This window comes from Halovenus halobia, assembly GCF_051414135.1.
Taxonomy (GTDB): domain Archaea; phylum Halobacteriota; class Halobacteria; order Halobacteriales; family Haloarculaceae; genus Halovenus; species Halovenus halobia.
In genome coordinates this window covers 108,821-129,282 of sequence record NZ_JBLKOA010000004.1, presented here as the reverse complement: position 1 = coordinate 129,282, position 20,462 = coordinate 108,821, and the positions used below count along the sequence as shown (strand labels likewise).

At 61.0% G+C, this 20,462-nt stretch carries 21 protein-coding genes; 8 read left to right on the top strand and 13 right to left on the bottom strand.

Annotated elements, in window-relative coordinates:
- Positions 1-12: 12 nt before the first annotated feature.
- The 4 genes from ACMGFM_RS11470 to ACMGFM_RS11455 all read right to left on the bottom strand — a co-directional run bounded on the left by ACMGFM_RS11470 (position 13) and on the right by ACMGFM_RS11455 (position 3,849).
- Positions 13-1,065: a complex I subunit 1/NuoH family protein gene (locus ACMGFM_RS11470; RefSeq protein WP_436902752.1), complete on the bottom strand. Its 1,053-nt coding sequence runs from the start codon at positions 1,063-1,065 to the stop codon at positions 13-15.
- A complete protein-coding gene (locus ACMGFM_RS11465; RefSeq protein ID WP_436902751.1) occupies positions 1,062-2,738 on the bottom strand; it encodes an NADH-quinone oxidoreductase subunit D in 1,677 nt (558 codons plus the stop codon). Before ACMGFM_RS11465 ends, ACMGFM_RS11470 begins: the two co-directional genes overlap by 4 nt.
- Complete coding sequence (locus ACMGFM_RS11460; RefSeq protein WP_436902810.1) at positions 2,735-3,370, bottom strand: NADH-quinone oxidoreductase subunit B; 636 nt, start codon at positions 3,368-3,370, stop codon at positions 2,735-2,737. The genes ACMGFM_RS11465 and ACMGFM_RS11460 overlap by 4 nt, the downstream gene beginning before the upstream one ends.
- Positions 3,371-3,444: 74 nt before the next feature.
- A complete protein-coding gene (locus tag ACMGFM_RS11455; RefSeq protein WP_436902750.1) occupies positions 3,445-3,849 on the bottom strand; it encodes an NADH-quinone oxidoreductase subunit A in 405 nt (134 codons plus the stop codon).
- Between the two features lie 201 nt (positions 3,850-4,050).
- Between ACMGFM_RS11455 and ACMGFM_RS11450 the strand changes: the two genes are divergently transcribed.
- Both ACMGFM_RS11450 and ACMGFM_RS11445 read left to right on the top strand, forming a co-directional pair.
- A complete protein-coding gene (locus ACMGFM_RS11450; RefSeq protein ID WP_436902749.1) occupies positions 4,051-4,398 on the top strand; it encodes a hypothetical protein in 348 nt (115 codons plus the stop codon).
- Positions 4,399-4,436: 38 nt separating this feature from the next.
- Positions 4,437-4,769, top strand: a complete 333-nt coding sequence (locus ACMGFM_RS11445) for a hypothetical protein (RefSeq protein ID WP_436902748.1) — start codon at positions 4,437-4,439, stop codon at positions 4,767-4,769.
- Here the strand turns inward: ACMGFM_RS11445 and ACMGFM_RS11440 are convergent.
- The gene (locus ACMGFM_RS11440; RefSeq protein WP_436902747.1) at positions 4,766-5,179 is read right to left on the bottom strand and encodes a CBS domain-containing protein; all 414 of its coding nucleotides are present in this window, start codon (positions 5,177-5,179) and stop codon (positions 4,766-4,768) included. The two genes, ACMGFM_RS11445 and ACMGFM_RS11440, sit on opposite strands and share 4 nt — an antisense overlap.
- A gap of 292 nt (positions 5,180-5,471) precedes the next feature.
- Here ACMGFM_RS11440 and ACMGFM_RS11435 point away from each other — a divergent pair, with 292 nt between their 5' ends.
- Genes ACMGFM_RS11435 through ACMGFM_RS11425 form a run of 3 tightly spaced genes read left to right on the top strand, consistent with a single transcriptional unit; the run spans position 5,472 to position 7,960 of the window.
- A complete protein-coding gene (locus ACMGFM_RS11435; RefSeq protein WP_436902746.1) occupies positions 5,472-5,660 on the top strand; it encodes a hypothetical protein in 189 nt (62 codons plus the stop codon).
- Between the two features lie 49 nt (positions 5,661-5,709).
- Positions 5,710-6,957 (top strand): Glu-tRNA(Gln) amidotransferase subunit GatD, encoded by a 1,248-nt coding sequence (gatD, locus tag ACMGFM_RS11430; RefSeq protein ID WP_436902745.1) that lies wholly within the window; start codon positions 5,710-5,712, stop codon positions 6,955-6,957.
- 37 nt (positions 6,958-6,994) lie between these two features.
- Positions 6,995-7,960: an mRNA 3'-end processing factor gene (locus ACMGFM_RS11425; protein WP_436902744.1), complete on the top strand. Its 966-nt coding sequence runs from the start codon at positions 6,995-6,997 to the stop codon at positions 7,958-7,960.
- A 24-nt stretch (positions 7,961-7,984) separates the two neighbouring features.
- Here the strand turns inward: ACMGFM_RS11425 and ACMGFM_RS11420 are convergent, their stop codons facing one another.
- From ACMGFM_RS11420 to ACMGFM_RS11405, 4 genes are read right to left on the bottom strand one after another with little or no spacing between them, the layout of a single operon-like run.
- A complete protein-coding gene (locus ACMGFM_RS11420; protein ID WP_436902743.1) occupies positions 7,985-8,923 on the bottom strand; it encodes a DNA adenine methylase in 939 nt (312 codons plus the stop codon).
- A gap of 24 nt (positions 8,924-8,947) precedes the next feature.
- Entirely contained in the window at positions 8,948-9,868 is a 921-nt protein-coding gene (locus ACMGFM_RS11415; protein WP_436902742.1) for a DpnII family type II restriction endonuclease, read from the bottom strand.
- A 33-nt stretch (positions 9,869-9,901) separates the two neighbouring features.
- Positions 9,902-10,771, bottom strand: a complete 870-nt coding sequence (locus ACMGFM_RS11410) for an ArsR/SmtB family transcription factor (protein ID WP_436902741.1) — start codon at positions 10,769-10,771, stop codon at positions 9,902-9,904.
- Between the two features lie 53 nt (positions 10,772-10,824).
- Complete coding sequence (locus ACMGFM_RS11405) at positions 10,825-11,517, bottom strand: HAD family hydrolase (protein ID WP_436902740.1); 693 nt, start codon at positions 11,515-11,517, stop codon at positions 10,825-10,827.
- A 362-nt stretch (positions 11,518-11,879) separates the two neighbouring features.
- Between ACMGFM_RS11405 and ACMGFM_RS11400 the strand changes: the two genes are divergently transcribed.
- Complete coding sequence (locus ACMGFM_RS11400; protein WP_436902739.1) at positions 11,880-13,100, top strand: acyl-CoA dehydrogenase family protein; 1,221 nt, start codon at positions 11,880-11,882, stop codon at positions 13,098-13,100.
- A gap of 7 nt (positions 13,101-13,107) precedes the next feature.
- Here ACMGFM_RS11400 and ACMGFM_RS11395 read toward each other — a convergent pair whose 3' ends face one another.
- The 3 genes from ACMGFM_RS11395 to ACMGFM_RS11385 all read right to left on the bottom strand — a co-directional run bounded on the left by ACMGFM_RS11395 (position 13,108) and on the right by ACMGFM_RS11385 (position 16,064).
- The gene (locus ACMGFM_RS11395) at positions 13,108-14,211 is read right to left on the bottom strand and encodes a carbon-nitrogen hydrolase family protein (RefSeq protein ID WP_436902738.1); all 1,104 of its coding nucleotides are present in this window, start codon (positions 14,209-14,211) and stop codon (positions 13,108-13,110) included.
- A gap of 43 nt (positions 14,212-14,254) precedes the next feature.
- A complete protein-coding gene (locus ACMGFM_RS11390) occupies positions 14,255-15,118 on the bottom strand; it encodes a CheF family chemotaxis protein (RefSeq protein ID WP_436902737.1) in 864 nt (287 codons plus the stop codon).
- Positions 15,119-15,194: 76 nt separating this feature from the next.
- Positions 15,195-16,064, bottom strand: coding sequence for a CheF family chemotaxis protein (locus ACMGFM_RS11385; protein WP_436902736.1), 870 nt, complete (start codon positions 16,062-16,064; stop codon positions 15,195-15,197).
- A 496-nt stretch (positions 16,065-16,560) separates the two neighbouring features.
- Here ACMGFM_RS11385 and ACMGFM_RS11380 point away from each other — a divergent pair, with 496 nt between their 5' ends.
- Together ACMGFM_RS11380 and ACMGFM_RS11375 are read left to right on the top strand one after the other, a co-directional pair.
- Complete coding sequence (locus ACMGFM_RS11380; RefSeq protein ID WP_436902735.1) at positions 16,561-17,838, top strand: tRNA pseudouridine(54/55) synthase Pus10; 1,278 nt, start codon at positions 16,561-16,563, stop codon at positions 17,836-17,838.
- Positions 17,839-17,879: 41 nt separating this feature from the next.
- Positions 17,880-19,973, top strand: coding sequence for a hypothetical protein (locus ACMGFM_RS11375; RefSeq protein ID WP_436902734.1), 2,094 nt, complete (start codon positions 17,880-17,882; stop codon positions 19,971-19,973).
- On the opposite strand, the gene ACMGFM_RS11370 is transcribed toward ACMGFM_RS11375, so the two are convergent.
- On the bottom strand, positions 19,961-20,407 hold the full coding sequence (locus tag ACMGFM_RS11370; RefSeq protein ID WP_436902733.1) for a GIY-YIG nuclease family protein: 447 nt from the start codon (positions 20,405-20,407) through the stop codon (positions 19,961-19,963). The genes ACMGFM_RS11375 and ACMGFM_RS11370 overlap by 13 nt on opposite strands.
- Between the last annotated feature and the right edge of the window lie 55 nt (positions 20,408-20,462).

Sequence of the window (20,462 nt, the reverse complement as noted above, 5' to 3'; positions counted from 1 at the left end):
AATAGCTCACGTTCATGATGGGAGCACCCCGACGATAATCGCGGTCAGGAAGAGATTTGCAATCGAGAGCACGAGCATTCCCTTCCAGCCAATCTCGATCAACTGGTCGATTCGGACACGCGGCACCGCCGAGCGGAGCCACTGCGTGAAGAAGAACACACCCCAGATTTTGACCAGGAACCAGATGAAGCCGGGAATGACGCTCAGCGCCCCAATCGGCGCGGCCGGGCCACCGAGGAAGATGGTCGCAATCAGCGCGCCGCCGAGGAAGATGTGAACGAACTCCCCGAGATACAGCAGGACGAAGTAGACTGAGGAATATTCGGTCTGGAAGCCAGCGACAATTTCGGTTGGGGCTTCGGGAATGTCGAAGGGGTTACGGCCGACCTCCGCAACGTTTGCAATCATAAAGAGCACGAACGCGAAGGGGTTGACAAGCCCGAACCACGCTGGAATCCCGACGGGGCCAAGCACCAGCGTCTCCTGCTGGGCAGCCACAATCTCGCTCATCTGTAGCGACCCCGCGAACAGCACCACCGAGAGGCCGGTAAGAATCAGTGGAATCTCGTAGGCGAGGTTCTGTGCGACTGCCCGCAACCCACCGAGGAAGGAGTACTTGTTGTTCGAGGAGTAGCCCGCCATCACGAGGCTCACGGAGGCGATGGAGGCAACAGCGAAGGCAAAGATGAGTCCGACCGGCGGGTCGGCCAGATGGATGCCGCTGCCCATCGGAATCACGGCAAAGCCAAGCAGTGCCGAGAAGACCATCACGATGGGTGCGATGTCCCACGCCGGGCGGTCGACGCCCTCGGGAACGATCAGTTCCTTCGAGAGCAGTCGGACCGAGTCGGGGATGATAATCCCAATCCCGCCGGGACCGAACTTGTTGACTGAAATGCGGTCGGTGAAGGCGGCAGTAATCTTTCGCTTGGCCCACGGGCCAGCGAGGGCGGCGTTGGCGAGCATAATCGTCCCGATTAGTGCGGCCCCGATGAAGGAGCCAATAATCGTCCCGGCCAGCCCCTCGATACCGAGTAGGCCGCTAATCGTGTCCGGGAGTGTCATCGGTCCACCTCCCCGAGCACGATGTCGAGACTGCCAAGCGCCGCAATCATGTCGGGGACGTACTCGCCCTCGGCCATGACTTCCAGCGACTGCAAGTTCGAGAAGGCCGGACTGCGAATCTTGAATCGCGCGGGCTTGTCGGTCCCGTCAGCACGCATATAGATGCCGAGTTCACCTTTTGCGGCCTCGACAGCCTTGTAAATCTCCGTGTCAGGTTCGGGTTTGAGCGTTCGGGGAACGTTGGCCTGAATCTCGCGCTCGTCTTCGGGGTAGTCTTCGAGTGCGTCGACACACTGCTCGATGATCTTTGCGGATTCGCGCATCTCCTCCAGACGCACCAGCGCTCGCGAGAAGTTGTCACACCCGTCGTCGGTGATGATATCGAAATCGAGTTCCGGATAGTAGCCGTAGGGGTCGTCTCGGCGGAGGTCGTAGTCGACGCCCGACCCGCGGGCGACCGGGCCGGTACAGCCGTAGTTTTTGGCTTCTTCCGGCGGCAGGATGCCCGTATCCATCACCCGCATCTGGAACAGTTCGTTCGAGGACAGCAGGTTGTGATACTCCTCCAGTCGCTCGGGAATGTACGAACAGAACTCCCGAACCTTCTCGAAGTACTGGTCGCGGGGTTCGGGCAGGTCCCACGCCGTCCCGCCCAGTCGGAGATAGTTGAACATCAACCGCTGGCCGGTCAGGTCCTCCAAGAGGTTCTGGATGCGCTCGCGGTCCGTAATCGCGTACATGAAGATGGCGGTGAAGTCGCCGTAGATGTCCAGCGCGAACGTCCCAATCGCGAGCAGGTGGGCAGCAATCCGGCACATCTCGGCAGACATCGTCCGGAGAATCTGTGCGTACTCGGGCACCTCGATATCGGCCATCGTCTCGGCCGTGCGGGCGTACGCCCACTCGTTGAGGATACCCGCCGAGATGTAGTCCCACCGGTCAGGGTAGGGCATAATCTGGTGGCGGTAGGTCGACTGCTGGCACATCTGCTCCTCACAGCGGTGCAGATAGCCGATATCTGGGTCAACGTCGACGACCTGCTCGCCGTCCAACACAGTCTTCAGGTGGAGCACACCGTGAGTCGCCGGGTGGTGTGGCCCGATGTTGACGAACATCGTGTCGGACTCTCCGGGTACCTTCGTCTTCTCCTCGACAGGGTTGGCGTGTTCACGCAGCGGAACGACCTGTGGCTTCTTCTGGTTGTAATCCAGCCCGAGCGGGTGGCCCTGCCAGGTCTCGGGCAAGAGAATTCGGCGCTGGTCGGGGTGGTCGTCGTACTCGATGCCCACGAGGTCGTAGGCTTCGCGTTCGTGCCAGTTGGCTGTCTCGTAGACGCCAGACGCGCTCTGGCTCAGCGGAGCGTCCGACGGCGTCGGGACGACAACCGACAGTTCCTGTGTTGGGTCTTTGTACTTCTTGAGGTGGTAAATCGACTCGTAGCGGTCCTGGTACTGCTGGGCGGTGACACACGAACAGTGGTCGAACCCGGCCTCGCGTTTCAACGTCGCCAGCACTGTCTCAACCTCGTCTGGCCGGACGACGAACCCCTCGGCGTTGACGTGCTGTTCGCGGTCGAGGACGTGGTCGCCGAGCAGGTCGGCGAGTACGTCGTAATCGAGTCCGTCTGGCGTCTCGCCGGTGTCCAGCTCGGGGGAGGGCTCCTGCAGGCTCATGGTGAGTCAGCCCAGTTGTACCGCATCACGAGGTCGTCTTCGTCGATGTCGCTCGCCAGTTCCTGGACGAGTTCGTCGCGGTCGAGGTCCCCGAACTGCTGGAGTTCGTACGGTTTGACCGTCACCGGTGCGCTCTCGCCGTTGCGAATCTGTTCCTGCAGTTTGAGCACGCCGTAGACCAGCGCCTCGGGACGGGGCGGACAGCCCGGCACGTGAATGTCGACCGGAATAATCTCCTCGACACCTTTGACAACGTTGTACCCCTCCTGAAACGGGCCGCCCGAAATCGTACACGAGCCCATCGAAACGACGAACTTCGGCTCTGGCATCTGGTCGTAGACGCGTTTCATCCGCGGCCCGAACTTCGAGACGATGGTGCCCGGGACGATAATCACATCTGCCTGCCGGGGTGATGCCCGCGGGACGCCGGCCCCGAACCGGTCGAGGTCGTGTTTCGTCGCGTAGGTGTGCATCATCTCGATGGAACAGCAGGCAATCCCAAAGAGTAGCATGAACATCGAGTTCCCCCGTACCCAGTTCATGAACTTGTCGAACTTGGTGAGAATGAAGGGGGTACTCCCGAAGGCCTGCCGCAGTTTCGAGTTGAACCGCTCGTCTGCCCCCGACCCCATCCGGTCGGACTGGGTCGACCCGTTCGTCTGTGCCTGTTCCAGCGTATCGTGAAGCTGTTGGTCTTTACTCATGATTACTCTATCCGCTGGCGTTCGGCCCGCACACTACGGACCCATTCGACTGCGCCGTTGCGCCACGCCCACGCGAGGCCGACGACGAGCAGTCCGAGAAAGACCGCCATCGGCGCGAACGCCCGCAGAAAGCCCACCTCGCCGGTTGCGCGGTCGAAGATGACCGTCCACGGGACGATGAAGGCAGTCTCGATGTCGAAGATGACGAACAGCAGCGCGACCATGTAGTACTGGATGTTGAACTTCACATGGCGGCTGCTGCCCGTCGGAATCTCGCCGCTCTCGTAGGTGGCGCGTTTACCCTGTTCCGGAACGCTCGGTCGAATCAACCACGAAATGAACATCATCGACAGCGGGATGACCACTGCGACGACCGCGAGCGCTCCAATCGCGATCCAATCACTCATTCGAGTCTCTATGTGGGGGTTTGAAGCCGGTGCACATAAGGGTTCAGTGTTCGGTGCTCTCAGCCCGGGACTCGTCGGCAAGTACGGACAGACACCCACGATTGTCCAGTCTCAGCCGTCAGCTGCGAGAGACCCCCAGTTCGTCGGGCAGACGTCAGACGGACCGACGCCATTTAGGGTGGTGCTCCCATAGCCATCGGTGTGACAGCGGTCGACGAGTGGGAACGACAACTGGCCGACGCGGGCACGCTTACCCCCGACACAGTCGACCGTATCATGCGCTTGCACGGTGACCGCGGCGACCAGGCCATCGAGGCCGTCTCCGAGGGCCGCGTCAAGGAGTACCGCGACTTTACCGTCGTCGTCGGCCACGCTGACGAGTACGTTGTCGAGGACGACGGCTGCACCTGCAAAGACGCCGAGTACAACCTCGACGCGGAAGACCCCGAAGAACTCTGCTGGCACGCGATAGCGGTCAGAATCGCCCGGGCGATCGGCGAAACAGACGAACACGACATGTGGTACTCCGACGTCCGGGAGTTTCTCTGAACGGAGTCGCTTATCAACGCTGGACGCCAACGTGATGTATGGCCGGCGAACAGCCACAGCGTGACGCTGCAACGGGAACGGTCTGTCCGGAGTGTGACAAGCAGACCATCCGTGGCAGTGACAAGTGCCACCACTGCGGTGCTCCGGTTGATTCTGGGGAGACCATCTCACTGGCGATGTGGGAGTACGGCGGCGGACTGATTGCGGCCTTTGGGTTTTTCATGACGCCGGTAATCACTGGGTTGCCAGCGATCTACTGCGCCTACAAAGTGTACGACCGCAGTCCGAATTCTGCCTACGGGATTCTCGCCGTCTTTATCAGCACCATCATTTTCTGGATTGTGCTGCCGACAGTCATTCTGCCGGGTTAATCCGTCGCGAAGACACTGATTATCTCCTCCAGTTCGGGAGAGAGACAACCAATCAGGTCCGTCGTCGACACGACACCGACTGGCTCCTCGTCTTCAGTGACGACGAGTCGTTTGATCCTGTGTTCGTCCATCAGTTCCGCGGCGTGCTGTAACTCGGCGTCGACTGCGATGGTCACGACCGGACTGCTCCGCAGTTCCGCAACAGTGGTCGTCGCAGGCTCTTTGCCGTCTTTGACCGCGCGTACGATATCTGTGTCAGTGAGAATGCCGTCCGGTGTGCCACGGACGAGTACCGAGCCGATGTGTTCCTCACAGAGCAGTCGCGCGGCCTCTGTCGCCGGCATACTCCCCTCAGCCTCCCGTATCGGCGAGGACATCACCTTCCTGACTGGTATGTCTTCCCAATCCATGGTGCTCTCGATATACGGATTCATCCATAGAGTAGTTTTCTATTGTTTTCACCAGAACCAAATCCTTCCTTGCGTTTGTCAGTGTGCTACGGACAGTAATAGTATATTCAACAACTGACTTTCGTATTTTGCGGTCATACATCCAAAAGTATTTAGTACTCTTGGTGATATCAGGTAGATATGAGACGAAATACTGACGGAAGCTGGCTTGCACCGCACACCGAGTACGCACGTACCCGGCCGCCAGAGCAGCGCGACGAAACCGACGACGAATCCTCCACCTAATTAGCTGATGTCTCTCCGACAACCAACCGACGAAGACGCACTGACCGACGAACCGAACTTCGAGCTAGAGTGTCTGTACGACGACATGGACAACCCCGAAGAGGTCACAATTTTCACGCCCGATGGGAAGGCAACGGCTTCGGAGTGGATTACCGTCGACCGAGACAGCGCGATTGCAGTGACAGAGATTCGGTGAGCCGAGCCGAACGGATGGTTTCAAGTCTGCCCGCGCGATAGCTCGGAGCATGAACGAAGGCGACAGGGTCCACGTCGAACGCGGCGGCGAAGAGTTCGAGGGTGTGCTGTTACCCTCCTCGACGCCCGAGCAGTTAGTTGTGAAGCTAGAGAGCGGGTACAACGTCGGCATCGACCGCGAGGAGGCGACCGTCGATGTGCTCGAATCTGGCGTCTACGACATCGAAAGCGCACAGGACGAGGACAGCACTTCAAAGATCGAGTTCGAGGACGACCTCCCGACAATTTCGCTCATCTCCACCGGTGGGACAATCGCGTCGACGGTCGATTACCGGACAGGTGCGGTGACTGCCCAGTTCGACGCCGAAGACGTGCTTCGGGCGGTACCGGACCTGGCCGGCCGCGCGAACTACCGTGGTCGTGTCGTCGCGAACATCCTCTCGGAGAACATGACGCCCGACGTGTGGCAGGACCTCGCCCACGCGATTCACGACGAAATCGAAGCCGGTGCCGACGGCGTCGTCGTGATGCACGGGACCGACACGATGCAGTTCTCGGCGAGTGCAATGGCCTTCATGCTCGATACGCCGGTGCCGATTGTCTTCACCGGGAGCCAGCGCTCGGCGGACCGACCGTCTTCGGATAACGTGATGAACGCAGTCTGTGCAGTTGAGGCCGCAAAAAGCGACTGTGCGGAGGTACTGGTCTGCATGCACGCCGGCCAGTCCGACAACCACTGTGCACTGCACCGCGGCACCCGCGCACGAAAGAACCACACCTCACGCCGGGACGCCTTCGAGACGATTGGACAGCAGCCACTCGGAACGGTCAGCTACGGCGGCGGCGACACCGAGATTGAGTTTCGCCGCGAGTACCGCAAGCGCGACGAAACTGAGCTCGACATCAGACCAGAACTCGAAACCAGCGTCGAGTTAGTCAAGTTCACCCCCGGCACCGACCCAGCGATGCTCGACGCTATCGCCGACAGCGCTGGCGTGGTTATCGAGGGGACTGGCCTCGGCCACGTCAACACAGACTGGATCGACCACGTCGAGGAGCTGACCGACTCCGGGACCAGAGTCGTTATGACGAGCCAGTGTCTCGACGGCCGCGTCTGTGACCGTGTCTACGACACTGGCCGTGACCTGCTGGACGCCGGCGTCATCGAGGGTGAAGACCTGTTGCCCGGCACCGCGAAAGTCAAACTCATGTGGGCGCTGGCGAACACTGACTCGATTGCGGAGACGATGCGCCGACCGCTAGCTGGCGAAATCACCGAGCGGTCGGTCTCGGAGTAGCGAACGCTCTTTTTCGTTCGGATCGTAGACGCAGACCGTGACAGTCCGGTACCGCGACGGCATCGAAATCGAACTCTCTGACGGCACCCGCGTCGTCTGTGACGCCGACGACCCAGACGGCGACGTGAATATTGTCTCCCACGCCCACGGCGACCACCTCCCTACCGGCGAGCGAACGGTCGTCTGCTCAGCGCTGACCGCGGCGCTGGGCACTGCCCGCCGGGAGGAGCCACTCCACCGGACGACGGACGAGCGGGTCGAACTCGTTCCGGCGGGCCACGTCGCTGGCTCGCGGGCCGCAGTGATTACCGACCCCGACGGCACCCGGTACTGCTACACCGGCGACGTCTGCACCCGCTCGCGGTGCTATCTCGATGGCTTCGAGGCCCCGGACGTGGACGTGCTCGTGACCGAAGCCACCTACGGCGAACCGGAGTACGTCTTTCCCGACCACGACAGCGTCGTCGCCGACATCGACGAGTGGCTCACGGCGACCGAGGAGCCAGTCTTGCTCTTTGGCTACGCGCTCGGGCGGGCACAGAAACTGCAACTGCTCGCCGACCGAGCAGGCAAGCAGGTCTATACGACAGACGCAGTGCAGCGCGTTAACGACGCTATCGAGGACCACCTCGACGTGCGCTTTCCAGTGGACTCCTACGACGAAGAGACTGACCTGACCACTGGCGACGCGGTCGTCCTTCCGATGACGACGACCAGAATCGACTGGATCGAACAACTTGCGGAGAACGCGGGCGCGGCAACGGCCGGCTTCTCGGGATGGGCAGTCGATTCCTCCTTTCGGTTCCGTGGCAACTTCGACGCGGCCTTCCCGCTCTCAGACCACTGTGATTTCGAGGAACTCTGTGGGCTGGTCGCGGCCGCCGACCCCGAGCAGGTGTACACCCAACACGGCTCCGGCGACGCCTTCGCCGAGCACCTGACGAGCGAGGGCTACGACGCACGGACGATCAAACAGAACCAGACGACACTCGGGGACTTCTAAATCGATGCACCGTACACCGAGCAGTCAGAAATCCGCGATAGAGGCCTGCCCGTGTGCTCCGCGTTCCTCCTCGGGGACGTTGGTGGCAATGATTTCGTCTACTTCTCCCCGGGCAGTTTCGTCGCTGTTGATACTCCGGGTTGCGCCCTCCTTTTCGACCAGAAATCCCGCATCGTCGTACAGTTCGTACATCACGCCGCTGTTGCTCAGAATGAAGGAGACACCGTCGTTGTCGAGTTGCGTGACGGTCTCCAGCAGTCGCTGCTGGTCTTCCCGACCGAACCCGTCAGCGGAGTACTCGGCAAAGTTCGCGGTCGCACTCATTGGCTGGTATGGCGGGTCCAGGTAGACCAAGTCCCCCGTCTGAGCGGCCTCGAGAATGTATTCGAAGTCCTCGTTTCGGATGTCGGTGTCGGCGAGGGTGCGACTGGCGGCGCGGACGCGGTCAGCCATCACCCAGTCTGGGTCGCTGTACCGCCCGATAGGAACGTTGAACCCGCCGTTGCTGTTCTCGCGGTAGAGGCCGTTGTAACAGGTTCGGTTGAGATAGAGGAGCAGTGCCGCCTCTTCGATTCGGTCGTGGGCTGTCTGGGGCCACTCTCCGTCGCCGTAGGCACGGCGATTGAACCGGGCACGTTGCTGGTAGAAGTACTCGCCGATATCTTTGCCTTTCCAGTTCTCGTCGACGAAGTCCTGGGCAGGGTCGGGGTCGGCGTCGGGGTCGTCGAACGTCCGGAGACGTGAGACCAGTTCGTCGGGATGGTCTCGAAGCACACGATAGAAGTTGACGAGGCGAGGGTTGGTGTCGTTGACCGTTCCATCGTCTGGTTCGAGGTCGAAAAAGACGGCACCACCGCCGAAAAACGGCTCGTGGTACTGTTCGTACTCGGCGGGGAAGCGAGCATAGATTTCGTCGAGGAGTTGGCGCTTGCCGCCTGCCCACTTGAGAACCGGTTTGACCATCTACCTCAGAATGCTCGTGGCGGATTATAAACCTCCTGTTGCAGTCGACGCGTCGGTGAATTCGGCGACGAGGTCGTCGGTAAGACGCTGGTCGGCCTGCGAGAGGTTGTAGACGTCGACGATGTCGTTGTACGATTCAGCGAGTACGTTCTCCATCGACTCCCAGCCCTGTCCGTCGGTAATCCAGACGAAGACCACGCCATCGTCTCGCATTCGCTGTGCGACGTGGTTGTACGACCGGCGGATTTCGGAGGGTTTGCTCCCCTGTACCTTGTAGCAGTTCGCCTCGAAGGCGACGGCGAGGTCACCGTCCTCGAAGATAGCAAAGTCGACTGTCTTCTCCTGGCCAGAGTCATCGTTGTACGCCGTCGTGTACTCGTCGTCGTAGGACACGTCGTGGCCTGCCTCACGCAGTCGGTCAGTCGCCTCGGCGACCCGTTCACCGACTTCATCCTCGAAGCAACTGCCCTGTCGGTTCTTCCGTGCGTGCGATTCCATCCCGACGAGCATGCCGCGGTAGTGGTTGCGGACGTTTCCCTGGTCTACGATGTACTGGAGGCCGACATCTCGAAGTACGCCAGCGAGGTCACGGGCTTTCTCGCGGTCACCGGAGTCGATTGCTCGCTGGATCGGGTAGAACTTCCAGACGCCTTCGAGAGAGCTGTACTTGTTGCCACGCTCGCCAACCAGCTCGAAGTAGAAGTCGATCCACTCGCGGGTATCTTCAGCGGCCATCAGTGCGTCCGCGACACCGTCAACGAACTCCGCTTCGCTCACGTCTTCGAGACTGGTGATAGCTGCAATCTGTTCGCTGTATTTGTCGATATCATCAGCGAGCGACTCCCAGTCGATGAAGCGGTCGTTCGGGATAGCCGATGGCACTGCGGTGTCGAGAAAGTCTGCAACGAACTCCTCAGTCGGCGGGCGGTGTTGACGAATCGGCATCTGCCAGCCAGAAGACAGCCCCGCGGAATAATACTACCGTTCGGGCTCGATGTCGACGATCTCGAACTGCTCGTCGACGGTAATGGTGAGTTCATCGCCGTCGACTCTGAAGGTGGCGCTCGCTCTGAACGGGTCCTCGCTGTCGATCTGTTCGGCGTCACTGCCGAAGACCGGAAACTCCCAGACCGGGCGGTCGCGGATATCGATACCGTGGTCGTGATAGAAGGCAACGACAGCCGGGTGTGAGAACAGCCCGATGGTCAGCCCACTGGTTGGCTCGGCACCGCACTGCCGGCACTCGTATCTGATGACCGGGAACTGCTCGTCGACTCCCTGGAGCGGTTCGTCCGGTTCCGGCGGGCCGACGTGGCGCTCGATGCGTCCGTCACAGTACGGACAGAACCCGTTTTCGAGCCGAGAGAGTTCGGCCCGGAGATAGCGGCTCGCAACGGCAGGAATTTCCTCGCGCTCGCGGTCAGCGAAGGCCGCCGGTGGGACCCCAAACGCCGCTCTTGCGTCACAGGAATCACACTCGACACGGACGCGGTCGGCCTCGTATTCGAGTGTGCGCTGCCCGCCACAGGTTGGACAGGGCGGTTCGATCTGGATTGGGGCCATCGAGCCGTCGGCGGTGTAGGAGCCGCCATCGATTGCACCGTTTATCTGATTGCCTGGTTCGGTGAGGCTGTAGCCCGCCTGGCTTTTCTGGACGAACTGACCGACGAGTTTGCCGAGGTGGTAGTTGAACTGTCCCGAGTCCTCGATGTCGACAGCGTCGTGTAACTCCGAAAAGGAGAGTTCCTCGTCTGCTTGCCACAGCGCGCGGAGAATCGCGACGCGCTTTTTGTCTGCGAGCGACGAGAAAACTGCTTCCGGTTCTGTCTGCTCGACAAACGATGGCATTACTCCTCCTGTTACCCACCCGGGATAAAAAAGCCTCGCGCCGAGTCGCTGGGTCAGTCCGAAACGCCAACGAGCGCGGAGATTTCTCGCAGCTCCTCGACGTGATGATCGACTGCCGGGCCGTCTTCGGCACCGAAGCTAATCGTTGTCATGTCCAGCGCGTCTGCGCCCTCCATATCGTTGGCGTAGCGGTCACCGATCATCACGGCCTGTTCGCCCTCGACATCGGCTTTCTGTAGTGCGGTTTCGAACATCCGGCGGTCCGGCTTCTTGTAGCCGACAGCCTCCGAACTCGTGAATGAGTCGAACGACGACCACGCGCCGAACTTTTCGAGCATACGTTGTCCCTCGTCGTCGTCGACATCGCTGATAACGCCGACGTGGAGGGAACTGTCGGCGAGGCGCTGAATCGTCTCGACGGCCCCGTCGTGCGGTTCGGCGTACTCGTCGTGAATCTGCTGAAAGAGTGGCTCCCACGCGACATCGTCGACATCTGCGTCCAGAATTTCGTCGATGGCTTCGCGGTAGCCGGCACGCGCGGGAAGATACTCGGTTCCCTCGCCGCTCCGGAAGTACTCACCCAGCGTACTTCGCCACTGGTCGAGCGCTTCAGCTGTCGACAGCGGCGAGTCGTACTCCTCTAGCAGCGACTCGATGAACGCCATGTGGCCGGCCTGAATACTTTGCAGGTCCACGATGACGCCTCCGATGTCCCAGAACACGGCCGCCGGCTCGGTCTCTGTCATACGAACGCCTTCTCGACGGCTGGAAATAGTTCCATCGACCATCTTTTTCTCGGTCGGGTTGCTCGCTCCGCTCGCAACCGCTCCCGACAAAAACGTGGTTCTCACGAACGCAGTGAGTGAGAGCTCGGGAGAGTTGGCTCTCCCCGGTGGTGAAAAAGGCCGGACGCGCCTGTGGCGCGTCCGGAGAAACGTCTCGCTTCGCGCTCGCGGCTTCGCCGTTCGCGCAGCGCTCGCCGTATGCCCACTGCTCTACAGGCCGGTCTCATGGCTCTTTATCTGGTAATATGCTACTGTTAAATACCACCCACCATTTCGTGGGTGTTTGGTTTACATTGTACAGCATAATTCATAGATACACACCGATGTTCGAGTTTAACGATTCAGACAAAGCAGAGGAGTTAGCTGAGCGGGCAGAATCACTGATGGAGGAGGTCGTCCTCCCGAAAGAGCGCGAACTCGAGGGGGGAACCACCGTCTCAGACGGGACAATTTCAGAGTTGCAGGCCGCCGCCAAGGAGTACGGCGTCTACGCCCCACAGATTGGCGAGGAGTACGGCGGCATGGGCTACGAGTTCAACGACTGTCTGCCGACGTTCGAGCAGGCTGGCCGGAGTCTCCTCGGGCCGGCAGCAATGCGCGTCGACGCACCCGACGAAGGGAACATGCACCTGCTCGAACTCCACGGCACCGAACTGCAAAAAGAGGAGTACCTGCGGCCGCTGGTCGAGGGGGAACTGCACTCCGGCTTCTCGATGACCGAACCGATGCAGGGCGCTGGCTCGGACCCGAAGATGATCCAGACAACCGCCGAAAAAGACGGCGATGAGTGGGTCATCAACGGCCACAAGTGGTGGACCTCGAACGGTATTCGAGCAGACGTACTGCTGGTCCTCGCCCGGACCGACCCCGAAGCCCACCCTTACGAGGGCTGTACTGTCTTCCTCGTCCCCGTGGAAGCCGATGGCGTCGATATCGTCCGAAACGTGCCCCATCTGGGGAGTGAACTCCACGGCACCGGCCACGCCGAAATCAAGTACCACGACGTTCGCGTCTCCGAGGAGAACGTCCTCGGGAATGTTGGTGACGGGTTCACGCACGTTCAGGAGCGACTCGGTCCGGCCCGGCTCACTCACTGCATGCGGTTCTCTGGGATGGCCGAGCGCGCACTGACGGTCACGCGAAGCTATCTCGAAGAACGCGAGGGATTCGGGAGTTCGCTGGCAGACAAACAGAGCGCTCGCTTCGAGATTGCCCGCCGAGAGGCCGAAGTGAACGCCGCCCGGTCGCTCGTTCGCCACACCGCCGACAAGATTGCCGCCGGCGAAGAGGCACGCATCGGCGTCTCGATGAGCAAAGTCTACGCCGCACAGGCGACGCAGGACGCCATCGACACCGCCTTACAGTACCTCGGTGGCAACGGAATCGGAAAGGACCTCCCGATTGCGGACTTCTACGAGTCGATCCGACCGTTCCGCATCGTCGATGGTGCCGACGAGGTCCACCTCCGGACCATCGCTCGCGAGGCCTTCAACGAGAACACCGACCCCGAGGAACTCGACCCGATTACGCGGTTCGGGCAGTAGGTACCACTCACTGCCGGTCCGCGACGGCGTCGGCGATTTCTTCAACTGCTTCGATCGACACGTCGTGTTCCTCGGCGAGGGTCTGTGCCGTTGCGGCCGAGAGTTGCCCATTTTGCTGGACACCCATCGAACCGTCTTTTCGTCTCGCGGGTTCGAGCGTCTCGTCGCTGATCGACAGCGAAACGGCGTCCCATCGTGTGTAGTGGCCCATCGCGTCGAAGTACGCTTTCGTCGCGCGGCGCTCGTCGCGCTCGAAGTCCGCGGTCAGGAGCCCCTCTTCCCCGATCAGCGGGCCTGCCTTGACGATGCCCGCCGGATTGATTAGCATGCTCCCGCCCGCAGCGACGTTGAAGCCTAGTTCCTCCTCGGTGAATCCCTCGGGTACGTCCTCGCTCATGTACGCCGAGCAGGCCGCGACGAACGACTGGGTCTCGAAGGCGTACTCGCGCATCGCCGGGTAGATGTCGCAGGTGTCGACGGCCTCAGCTGTTTCCGCCCGACTTTTGTCGCCCGGATGGCCGTGTTGCTCCCAGAAGCCCGGCCAGACGGCGGCGTGGATCTCCTCGCCCATGGCGGTCAGCGCTGCCTTCGAGAGGGTCATGTGGTTCTCGAAGCAGATCAGTCCCCCTAACTGGCCGATATCTGTGTCGTAGGTCTGCAGACTGGAGGGATCGCCCCGCCCCCAGATCGCTCGCTCCTCTTGGGTCGGCATCAGTTTCCGGTGCCGTCCTACAAGGTCCCCGCCGCGGTCGAAGTAGAAGATGCTGTTATAAATGGTCTCGCTACCTGCCCGGTCGCTGAGTTCGTTGGTTCCGAGGGCGACGTGGACGTCCGCCTCGGCGGCGACCTCACCCAGTATCGCCACGGCTTCGTCCTCGACGTGAAGGCTGTTCTTCTGGAGCTCGACCATCAGATCCGTCCAGCGGGGGATCGAGACGCTGCCCCGCCAGTACGGGTAGCCCGGGAAGTACGTCTCCGGAAAGACGAGCAGGTCGACCCCCTCGTTGCCCGCCTGTTCGATATACCGACAGGTCTTGTTGAGTGTCCCCTCTTTGTCGTGGTAGACCGGTTCGATCTGTGCCGCCCCGAGCGTGAACGATTCGGCTGGCATACCCGGGATTTCGCCGGCCTGGTACTTAATCCCAACCGCAGAACTACTGCTCGCCCATCGCCTCGCCGGCGACTTTCCGACCCTGTGGCGTCAGCGAGACTTCCTTGCGCTCGCGGACGACCCGGATGACTTCGAGTTCGAGCAACTGGTCGTAGATTTCTTCGACACGCTCGACATCGATACCGACGAAATCACTGATGGCAAACGGCGAGACGCCGGAGTACAGCGCCATTACGACCCGCTGTTCGGTCGCCGTGAGGTCCAGGTCAGCACGGTTGCGCTCGGCACCCTCCTCCAGTAGTTGTTTGAGCACCGAGATGTGGTACTGCCGACCGGAGAGGTACGTCTCGACGCTGGTGCCCTCGTCGTCGGTGTGTTCGACCTCGATAACACTGCGGTCCTCGCCGGCCACCTCGCGCTCGTCGGTCTCCATCTCGCCGATGTCGTCGCGCTCGATGATGAACTTCTGGCCATCCTCCAGAACCATCCTGACAGTCTCTTTGGTGAGGCTCAGTCGGCCACGCTGCCACTCGCTGGATTTGACAACGCCGCCGACAACCGCGGGATGTTTGACGTAGATGACCGCCTCGTCGAGAATTGCCCGGAAGAAGTTCGTCCGGAAGCCCTGGTAGTCTGCTGTCGTGATGAGCAACACATCCCCGCCGACATCGAGTGCTGTGTAGTACGACTCAGAGGCCGCATTGCGGTTGACATCGACGCGCTCGTCGAGGACGTCAATATCCTCCAGCGGCATCGAGATCTTCGAGTCCGTGATGATCATCAGCCGCTGGTTGGTCAGGACAATCCGGCAGTTCTCCCACTCGGCGTCGGTCAACTCCCGACCAGCCTTGATAGCGTGGAGGTACTTGCCCTGCGTGTCCTCGATTTTCTTTTCAGTGTTACTCATGACAGCACCGCTCTCTCGTGGGTAGGGTACAGGGGCAATTATAGGTTATGTCCGGTTATCAGCGACGAGAGCCAAGTCACTGCTCGTTCATCGCTTCACTCGCGAGATTTCGCCCTTTCGCGTTCAGCGACACTTCGGTCCGCTCGCGAACCTTGTCGACGGCACCCGCGTCGAGGAGTCTCTGGTAAATTTCCTCGACTTCCTCGACATCGGTGCCGACGAAGTCAGCCATCTCGAACGGCGCAACACCGGAGTACAGGGCCATCAGAACCTGATTCTCTAGGTCGTCGAGTTCGTACTCGTCCTGGCGAGTCTCGATAGTATTCCGAAGGAGTGTCCCGAGTGCCCGGGGATGCCACTGCACGCCCGAAAAGTGAGTCTCGACGCTACGGCCCTCCTCGTCAGTGTGTTCGGCTTTGACGACTTCCCGCTGTTCGCCTGCGACCTGTTCCGTCGCGGTGTCGACAGTCCCAACATTGTCAATCCGAAACCGAACCGTCTCGTTGTCGGGCAGCCCGAGGACAATTTCGTCGTCGTCCAGTCGAAACCGGGCCTTCGACCACGACGCGTCCTCCTGGACGACGCCGCCGACGATGGCCGGGTACTTGACGAGGATTACCTCGTCGTGGAGTGCGGCCCGACAGTATTCTGACTCGAAGTCACTCAGTTCCTGCGCGTCGACAAGAATGACGTTGTTCCCGATTTTCAGCGGCGTTGCGCCCGGCGCGTCCATCCCATCTGGGATGAGGTCTTCGCCGTCGTCGGGGACGAGAATCTTCGAGTGGGGAATGGCCTGTTTGTTGCTGCTCGTCGACAGCACAAGCCGCTCGTCGGTGATGACGATTCGGCAGGAGCGCCACTGCGCGTCAGGCAGTGGCTCACCGCCTTTCACGGCGTAGAGATAATCCCCCTGCGTATCGACGAGTTTCTGTTCCCCTTCGCTCATGGCCGCATTCTGGCGATAGCTAACGCACCCACGTACATAACTCTCAACATCTGCTAGGAGTGGAATTGGATTCTATTGGAGAGGGCGTGGCCGTGAACAGCCAGAAAGCCCCCGCCCGCTTGCCCATCCGGGACTCGTTGCGCTCCTCACTTCGTTGTCATTCGAAAGAGCCTGTAGCTCTTTCGTGATGACGAGAGAGCTTCGCTCTCTCGAACCACGGTGCTTACGTCGTCCGGGATGGAGCAAGGCGGGCGACCCCTTTCAGTCCCACCCGCGGTGGCCTGTGACACAAGCAACAGGGTGGGACTGAAAGGGGCGACTCTCTCGGCGAACCCAGCCGACGCAAGCACCTACTGGAGCGCAGCGAGGCTCGGGAGTCGAGAGAGTCGGGGCTTTCTGGCTGTTTGCGCTCAAGAATTCCCAAACAACCCTTCACACACATCCTCCAGATCATCGCTCCGAAACTGAATTACGGACCCGGAACGACCCTCCGATAATGGACGTTCTGTCGCTTGCTCGTCGGGCACTGGAAACGGGCCCGCTCTGTGACCCCTGTCTGGGCCGCCTCGTTGCCGACCGAAGTTTCGGACTGACGAACCGCGACCGAGGCAACGGCCTCCGAACCGCGCTCGCGCTGGCCGACGACGACGATTTCGAGGCTGGTGAGGACTGCTGGGTCTGTGAAGGAGCGTGCGAACGGTTCGACTGGTGGGCCAAACAGGCCGCAAGCGCCGTCCGGGGCTACCAGTTCGAGAGCTATCAGATTGGGACTCGTGTGCCGCCGCTGATCGAAGAAAACGACCGCCTCCTCCGGGAGGATGTCGGTCTCGACCCGGAGGCTGGCGAGCTGCTCAAAAGCGAGTACAACCGCGAAGTTGGCAAGCGCTTCGGCCAGGAAACTGGAACCGAGGTCGATTTCGGCCGGCCGGATGTGCTCGTGCTCTGTGACCTCGCAACTGACGAAGTGGAGGTGCAGGTCAACTCCGCGTTCGTCTACGGTCGCTATCGAAAACTCGAGCGGAATATTCCACAGACAGAGTGGCCGTGCCGAGAGTGCAACGGCACCGGAATCAACCGCGACGAGGAGTGTTCGGGCTGTGACGGCACCGGCTACCGCTACGACGAGAGCGTCGAACAGTTGAGCGTCCCGCCAGTGCTAGAGGCGATGAACGGCGAAGCGGGCACGTTCCACGGCGCTGGCCGAGAGGATGTCGACGCGAAGATGGTCGGAACCGGTCGTCCGTTCGTCATCGAAATCGACGAGCCACGGAAGCGGGATGTCGACACCGACGCGCTGGAAGCGGAAATCAACGAGTTCGCCGACGGCAAGGTCGAAGTCGAGGGACTGCGACTCGCTACCCACGAGATGGTCGAGCGCGTCAAGGAACACGACGCGAGCAAGACCTACCGGATGGATGTGGACTTCGACACAGCAGTCAAAGCGGAGGAGTTCGAGGCCGCTCTCGACGCGCTCGACGGCGCGACAATCGAGCAGGACACGCCACAGCGAGTGTCACACCGCCGCGCCGCCAAGACCCGAATCCGTGAAGTCTACGATATCTCCGGTGAACTCGAACGCGAGACCACCGCCACCATTGAGGTCCACGGCGAGGGCGGCCTCTACGTGAAAGAACTGGTCAGCAGCGACGAGGGTCGGACGGAGCCGAGTCTCGCCGGCGAACTCGGCGTCGGCGCGGAAGTCACCGCACTCGATGTCCTCCGCGTCGAGGGCGAAGACGAACCGTTCGTCAAGCCTGAATACGTCCGGGAGTAATCGGCCACCACAGCTATTTTCCTCGCTACCCGAGTAGGCGTGTGCGCAGTCGAACGCTTCAGGTCGTCATTTTGGGTCTCGCTGTCGCTGGACTGTTGACCGCCGGTGTTGGCGGTGTTGCCGCCTCCCACGGCGAGGATGTTGGTGACAGAGAGATTGTCGAAGTGCAGAGCGTCTCGAATGCACCCGAACAGGGGATAGTCGCTGTCGAACTCCGGTACCACATCGGCGACGATGTTGCCGAATTCGAGACGAACATCGGTGGCGAGCGGTACGAAGTCGTGGGGATTGACGGGTTCGACCGGGTCGACGGCGCCTACGAGTGGGACGAGCAAACATCGACCCCAACGGTCAGATTACGCGTGGCGATCAACGAGCAGGCAGGTGACGCCTACGATTACGTCGACGCGGGTGAGTGGGCGATAACCGACAAGCCAGTCAGGACGGGCCTTGGGTGGAGAGCGTACGAACCCGAGACAATTGAAATCGACAAACGGACAACTGTTGATGGACCCGGCGTCGTCGCGGGCGGAATGGTCTATCTCGGCGAGTACGAGGACTACGAGTTCAGCTCTGAAAGCGAACAGTTCAGACTCGTCGTGAGCGACGCCGCAAATCCCGAGTGGACCGTCGAGGAGATTCAGCAGCGACTGGTCACCGCCTCGAACCAGTTCGACGGCGGCGGCCGCTCCCAGCGCCTGACGCTGTTCGTTCTCACCGACCCGCTCCGGCGCGGCGGGCTGGCAATCAGCACCAACGCCGCCGCCTGGGTCCACGAGGCTGGCTTGGAGAGTCCTCAGACCACGCTCTTTCACGAGTACATCCACAGCAGGCAGGACTACAAGCGGACCGACGCTACCGAGTGGACTATTGAGGGCAGCGCCGACTACTTCGGGAAGTTACTCGCGCTGAAAGACGGGACAATCCAGTACCACCGCTTCCACAGGCTGCTGGAACGTGGCAACGACTACGACGACGTGATACTCGCCGACAGGGCCAGTTGGCGAGGAACGTTTGCAAACTACGAACTCGGCGCGCTGACGCTTGCGACGATGGACGAGCGGCTTCGCAACAGCGGCGGTCGCTACGTCGATGTCTTCCGTGCGAAGAACGCGGCCGATAACGAAATCAGCGACAGCGACTTCGAGGCCCTCGCAGCACAAGCAGGCAACGTCGACGGCTTCTTCGACGAGTATATCCGCTCGACACCACCGACAATTTCGGTTCCGGAGCCGACAGTCTACGACGGGCCGAACACAGGCGCAGCACTCGACCTGCAGGTATCCGAACTCGACGTGCAAGCGGGCAGAACCGAGCGCGTGACAGCCACGATAGCGAACACCGGGACCGAGCAAAGTCTCGCACCACAGCTGTCAGTTGCGTCTTCCGATGTCGTGGACGTTTCGCTGATTGATTCCGACGGCTCGGGCGTTACCGAGACAGAGTCGGGTTGGGTCTTCGACCATCTCTCGGCAGGCGAACAGTACGAACTGACGCTGACCATCGACGCCGAGTCAGTCGACGGTGAACAGGTCGAGTTCACGGCGGCCGACCTCAGCAACAACCGCGACGCAGTCAGCGCGACCCTCGACAGCGCGGAACCACTTGGCGCGACGCTTTCGCTGCCGACAGAGCCAACCGTCGGGACAGCAGTCAACGCCACCGTCGCGACGACACCAGAGGACGCCGACGTCAAGCAGTACGAGTTCATCATCTCTGGCCCAAGTGGCGAGCAGACCCTAGCCACCGCGACGCCGACAGCGACGTTCACGCCGGAAACTGCCGGGACGTACACACTCTCGGTGGCTGTCACCGCGGCAGACGGTCGGACGACCAGCGCCGAGGGTAGCCTCGACGTGCTCGAAAACGAGACAACCGAAAGCGGAACTGGAGACGACACCGCAGACGACACAGACAACACTAGCGATGACACAGACGGGACAGATGACACTGGCGACAATACCGGCGACAGGACGAGTGACGGAACGAGCGCCGACGACGGCCCGGCAGAAACCGATGCCACTGAGGACAGTCCGGAAGATGGGTCGGCGGACGGATTCGGTGATGGATTCGGGCCGGCAGTAGTCGTGAGCGGACTCCTCGGGGTTGCCCTGCTCGCTCGTTACCGGAACTGATCGACAGCCGTCGCGCCAGAGAGCAGGTTGTGTGCGTCCTCGACGGCGCTAAGCAATTGCTCACGCGTCGAGGCGAAAAACAGGTGTGTCTCACAGGAACAATCCGAGCAACCAAAGTCCGTGATTGTGGGGCTGTCGAGCGCGCTTGCGACTGCACACTCGCCGTCGACGCTGGTCGTTTTGACAACGCTATCCAGTCGGCTCTCGGAGTGGCCGAGCAGGTAATCAATGTGCCAGTGGCGGGTGTCGCGCTTGCCAGCCGCGAGTTCGCGGTGGCGCTCGACTCGCGAGAAGCCGCCGGAGCCGAGCGCACTTCCAACGTAGGCGTACCACCCAGAGTCAAATGAGTTCGCTCCCAGTGCCCCAACCTCAATTTCGGCTGGTGTGGCGAGTTCAAGACAAAGCGTGTAGGTACCTCCCTCCTGTTCACCCATCACATCGGTCGTTGCCGATGGAGATAGAAATACGAATCGACGTGTGTCTGATGAC